Below are 5529 nucleotides of genomic sequence, written 5' to 3' on the forward strand. Positions count from 1 at the left end.
GCCGGCATGGCCGAGCGGACGCCGAACTGCCTGGCCTCGTAGCTGGCGGTCGCCACCACGCCGCGTCCTTCACGGCCGCCGACCGCGACCGGGCGACCGCGCAGGCTCGGATCGTCACGCTGCTCCACCGACGCGTAGAACGCGTCCATGTCGACATGAATGATGCCCCGTTCCGCCACGTTAGCCGGCTTCACTCCTGTGGCCTCCTCTACACAAGCGCCGGCCATGGCGTGGCTTGCATGGCGTCCATGCTTGCAGCCGTCACGCGTGGCGACCAATCTCACACCGTTGTATGCGCCGCCATGTCGAACGGACCGTTTTTGGTGCGCGCACCTGGGAGATGGGTATGCGGTTGAAGGGTCTCCTCGTCGTTACCACGGCGATCGTCTCGCTCGCCATGGGCACGGCCGAGGCACAAACTCTGCGGGAATCGCTGGCCAGCGCCTACAACACCAATCCTGACCTGGGTGCTGCGCGGGCCGAGCTGCGGGCGACGGACGAACTCGTGTCGCAGGCCCTTTCGGGCTACCGGCCGCAGGTGGGTGCACAGGCCAGCTACGACATCATCGACTTGGCGACCAGCCAGGGCGACGCCACGCTTGATTCTTCCGCCGTGGGCCTGACGGTGACCCAGCCTCTCTACCGGGGCGGCGGACTCGATGCCAACCTGCGCGGCTCGGAGAATACCGTCCGCGCGTCCCGCGCCAACCTGATCGCCACCGAGCAGCAGGTGCTCTACGACGCGGTGCAGGCTTACGCCGGCGTGTGGCGGGACCGGTCGGTCGTGGAACTGGCCATCGCCAACGAGAAACGGCTCCAGCGCCAGCTCCAGGCCACCCGCGATCGGTTCAATGTCGGCGAGGTCGCCCGGACGGACGTCGCCCAGGCCGAGGCGCGCCTGTCGGATGCCGTGGCCTCGCGCGTCGAGGCGGAAGGACAGCTGCAGAACTCCATCGCTACCTTTCGGCGGGTAGTGTCGTTGGAGCCGGACCATGTCGACCAGCCGGTCAAGCCATCGGAACTCCCGGCGAACGAGGCGCAGGCGCAGGAACTCGCCGCCGCCAACCCGAACATCGCATCGGCCCAGTACACGCTCGCCGCCGCCAGGGACGATATCGACGTCGCCTTCTCGCAGATCCTGCCGCAGGTGGACCTGCGGGCCAGCACCTCCTACGCGAACGAGCCATCATCCAACCTGGAATGGCAGCGCGACGCCTCCATCGGCGTTCAGGTGACGGTCCCGCTCTACCAGGGTGGTGCCGAGTATTCGCAGGTTCGGCAGAACAAGCAGATTGCCCGCCAGCGGGACCAGCAACTGCTCTCGACCCAGCGCAGCGTCGCGGAGAATGTCACGACGGCCTGGGAGACGCTGCAGACCAACACCGCGAACATCAGCTCGCGCCAGTCCTCGGTGAGGGCGAACAGGATCGCCCTGGAGGGCGTGGAGCAGGAAGCGCAGGTGGGTTCGCGGACCGTGCTGGACGTGCTCGACGCCGAGCAGGAACTTTTCAGCTCACAGGTGGAGCTCGTACGGGCCCAGGCCAACGAGGTCATCGCCGCCTACGCCCTGCTCGCGACGGTCGGACAGCTCACCGCCGAGCGGCTCGACCTGGACGTCGAGCGCTACGACGCCGAGGCCTACTACAAGGAGAACCGTTCACGCCTGTTCGGCCTGGGCGATCCGCTGAACTGAGCCGAACGGGTGAACGATCCGGCCCATCTGCACGAACGAACCCGAATGACGGACAGAACGGCCGTGTCGTCCTGCCTGTTCGCAGGCTCGGTGCTGGCGATCCTCCTCGTCGCATCGACCGCCCATGGCCAGGGAATGAGCGTGGGCGGCGGCGGGTATGACGGCAACGACCCTTTCTCCAGCGACCCCTTCGGCGCCGTGACCGGCGAGTTCGGCGTCGACGACCCAGCCGGCGACGGGGCGGACTTCACCGGCCGCGACGCGCTGGCGGTCCTGCGGGCGGGGAGCTTGCTGACCGGGGACCTTCCCGATGGAATGCAGCTGGTAGCGGTCGACGAAGCCGGTCCGGCAGCGTTCGACCAGGCCCAGGGTGCGGTCGGCGACGTGCGCCTGCGACTGGATGGCGTGGACCATGACGCCGCCGTCGTCTGGCGGGGGTTTGACGATCCCGGCAGCTCGGTTGCCGCCATCGGCCAGCTGGCCCAGAGCGTGAGCCAGCGCTTTCGCGGGACGAGGGTGGAAGAAACCCACGTGACGGTCGGCGAGGATTCAATCACCTGCGTGGTCGTCCGTCTGGCAGACGACCACATCAACGTCACCTGCGGCATGTCCATCGGGCTGGATCCCCTCCAGTCCCTGGGGATGGTGGATGCCCACCTGACCAAGGGACGCAAGGTGGACGAGGCCATCCATCGGGCCGCCAGGTTGGCCGTCTGGGGCCGCGACCGGTGGATCGGGATCGAGAGCGAGCGACACAGCGGCTGAACCTTGCGGAGCGAGCGCCTTGGCGACCCACTATATCGAGCGCAGGCATCACCATTTCGGCTGGGACAACAGCCTGTCCCCCGTCCTGACGGTGCAGCCCGGCGACATCGTCGAGTTCGAGACGATCGACGCGTCCGGCGGCCAGCTGACCCCCAACTCCACGGCTGCGGACGTGGCGACGCTGGACTTCGGCAAGGTCAACCCCGCCACCGGCCCGATCCTGGTCGAGGGCGCGGAGCCGGGCGATGCGCTGGTCGTGCATGTGCATGACATGAAGCCCTCCGGCTGGGGCTGGACCGCGAACATTCCGGGCTTCGGCCTGCTGGCGCATCGCTTCACCCAGCCGGCCCTCGTCCACTGGCACTACGACACGACGCTGACGACGCCGGCTCCGTTCAAGGCCGGCGCGTCCGTGCCACTCAAGCCGTTCATCGGCGTGATCGGTCAGGCGCTTGCGGAAAGCGGCCTGCACAGCGTCGTTCCGCCGAGGCGGGTCGGCGGCAACATGGACACGGCCGACATCTGCGTCGGCTCGACGGTGACCTTCCCCGTGGAAGTGGAAGGTGCCCTGTTCTCCTTGGGTGATACCCATGCGGCCCAGGGCGACGGCGAGGTCTGCGGCACGGCCATCGAGAGTGCCATGAACGTCGTGGTCGAGCTGCAGCTGATCAAGAACCGGACGTTGAAGTTCCCGATCATCGACAACCCGAGCCCGCGCGGGCGGCACATCGACGGCAAGGGCTATCTCGTGACGACGGGGATCGGCCCGGACCTCATGCAGAACGCGATCGAGGCGCTGGACCAGATGGTCGACCTGATCTCAGACCGCCTCAAGATCGAGCCGGTCGACGCCTACATGCTCTGCTCGGCCTGCGCCGATCTCAAGATCACCGAGATCGTCGACCAGCCGAACTGGATCGTCGGCTGCCACTTCCCCAAGGCGGTCCTGCCCTAGCCTCCTGCGGCAACAATGTTCCCCGCTGGAACCCGATCGGGCCGGCCAGCCAGATAGCTGCCGATGGCGCCTCGGGTCGCGACCACCGCGTCATCCAGGGCGGAAAGGAGTTCCGCAGCGTCCTGGCCTGCATCCAGCCATCGCTCGATAGCTCCGGCCAGGTCTGCGATGCGGGCGAGGCCGAACGTGCCGGCCGTTCCTCGCAGGCGATGCGCTTCCGCCGCCATACGGGCCGCGTCCCCCGCAGCCTTGTGAAGGCGGGCGGTGCTCTCCTCCGCACCGCTCAGGCCTCGCTCCAGCATGGTGCGAAGCATGTCCTGGGTCATCCTGGCGCCCATGGCGTCCACCTGAGCGGAATTGAGCAGGAGCTGCTGGCCGAAGTCGCGCCGGAATTGAGGGGCCTGATCGGGCTGCAGCCTGACCGACGCCAGGTTCCCGCCCACCACCTGGGCCAGGGCGTCGAAGAGTTCGTTCCAGACCACCGGCTTGGTCAGGCATCGATCCATGCCCGCGCTGAGGCAACGCCGGCGCTCGCTGTCCAGCACGTTCGCCGTCAGCGCCAGCACCGGGATGGCGTTCAGCGGCGCCGGCAGCTGGCGGATCCGCCTGGTGGCTTCCATCCCGTCCATGACCGGCATCTGGACGTCCATCAGCACCACGTCGTAGCCACCCGCCTTGAAGGCTTCGACGGCCTGCGCGCCGTTCTCGGCAAGCTCGACGGCATGCCCCCGCCGGGTGAGCATGGTGCTCATCAGCTCCCGGTTGGCCGGCACGTCGTCGACCACCAGGATTCTCAGCGGCCGGATGTCGAGCGTGGCACCGACACTGCGGGCAGCCGCCGCCTTGGCGGTTCCATGCTGCAGGTTCACCTCGAACCAGAACGTGCTGCCCTTGCCGGGTGAACTGTCGACACCGATCACGCCGTCCATCGCCTCGACCAGCCGCTTGCAGATGGCGAGGCCCAGGCCGCTGCCGCCATACTGCCGGTTGGTCGACCGGTCGGCCTGCACGAATGGCTCGAACAGCGCCGCCTGCCGCTCGAGCGGAATGCCGATGCCGGTGTCGCGCACCTCGAACCGCAGGCGCACCGTCGCCGTTTCAGCCATGGACTGATGCATGGCGACCGCCACCTCGCCTTGCGTCGTGAACTTCAGGGCGTTGCTGGCAAGATTCACCAGGATCTGGCACAGCCGCGTGGGATCCCCGACCAGCACCATCCCCGCCGGCACGTCGTGCTCCATCCGCAGTGCCAGCCCGCGCTCGGTAGCCTGCGGTGCAAGCAGCGAGTGAACCTGCTCCAGGACCTCCTGCGGCACGAAATCGATCTGCTCCAGTTCGAGCCTGCCGGCCTCGATGCGGGAGAAGTCGAGGATCGAATTGATGATGTTCAAAAGGTGGCTGCCCGAGCGGCAGATGGTCTCGACATAGTGCCGCTGGGTCCGGCTCAGGCCTTCCGACGCCAGCAGGTCCGCCATGCCCAGCACGCCCGTCATCGGCGTGCGGATCTCGTGGCTCATCGCCGCCAGGAATTCCGACTTGGCGAGGTTGGCCTGCTCGGCCGCCAGCGCCAGGGTCTGCATCTCGCTGGCCTGTTGCTCGAGCCGGAGCGACGCCTCGGCCAGCATCTGCTCGCGCTGCTTCTGCTCGCTGACGTCGCGCGCCAGCCCCACCAGGCCATCAGGATTCCCGGCCTGGTCGAACATCGGCACCTTCATGGCCAGCATCCAGCGGAACTGGCCGTCGCCGCGGATCTCCGACTGTTCCAGCAGCGCCGGCCGTCCCGACTGGACCACTCGCGCCTCGTCATCCCGGTATCGTGCCGCCATGTCGGGCGGATAGAGGTCCATGTCCGTCCGACCATAGAGCTGCGTCGGGTCGTCCACGCCCATGGCGGCGGCCGTGGCCTGATTGGCAATGATGAAGCGTCCGTCCCGGTCCTTGGCGTAGATCCGGTCCGGCATGCTCTCGAAGATGGCCCGGTAGATCTCGTTCTCGCGGCTTTTCTCTGCGAGATCGGCTTCGATACGCTTTTGCTCGGTAATGTCGACGCTGGTGGCGATGAGGCGGGTCGCCGCGCCGGTCTCGTCCCACTCGACCACCTTGCCGCGGCCCAGGA

Annotated in this window: 4 protein-coding genes and 1 pseudogene; 3 read left to right on the plus strand and 2 right to left on the minus strand. The window is 67.6% G+C overall.

Annotated features, from left to right (window positions below; all coding sequences use genetic code 11):
* Positions 1–149 (minus strand): annotated as a pseudogene (locus VHL31_RS10150) (DNA polymerase IV); the annotation flags it as partial.
* A 197-nt stretch (positions 150–346) separates the two neighbouring features.
* On the opposite strand from VHL31_RS10150, the gene VHL31_RS10155 reads away from it, so the two are divergent.
* From VHL31_RS10155 to VHL31_RS10165, 3 genes are read left to right on the plus strand one after another with little or no spacing between them, the layout of a single operon-like run.
* Positions 347–1693, plus strand: coding sequence for a TolC family outer membrane protein (locus VHL31_RS10155; protein ID WP_329661092.1), 1347 nt, complete (start codon positions 347–349; stop codon positions 1691–1693).
* A 45-nt stretch (positions 1694–1738) separates the two neighbouring features.
* Entirely contained in the window at positions 1739–2458 is a 720-nt protein-coding gene (locus VHL31_RS10160; RefSeq protein WP_329661093.1) for a hypothetical protein, read from the plus strand.
* A gap of 19 nt (positions 2459–2477) precedes the next feature.
* Complete coding sequence (locus VHL31_RS10165) at positions 2478–3413, plus strand: acetamidase/formamidase family protein (RefSeq protein ID WP_329661094.1); 936 nt, start codon at positions 2478–2480, stop codon at positions 3411–3413.
* Here the strand turns inward: VHL31_RS10165 and VHL31_RS10170 are convergent.
* Positions 3410–5529 (minus strand): PAS domain-containing hybrid sensor histidine kinase/response regulator (locus tag VHL31_RS10170; RefSeq protein WP_329661095.1); only part of this gene is annotated, 2120 nt, incomplete at its 5' end. The genes VHL31_RS10165 and VHL31_RS10170 overlap by 4 nt on opposite strands.

This window comes from Geminicoccus sp., from assembly GCF_036263595.1.
Classification (GTDB): domain Bacteria; phylum Pseudomonadota; class Alphaproteobacteria; order Geminicoccales; family Geminicoccaceae; genus Geminicoccus.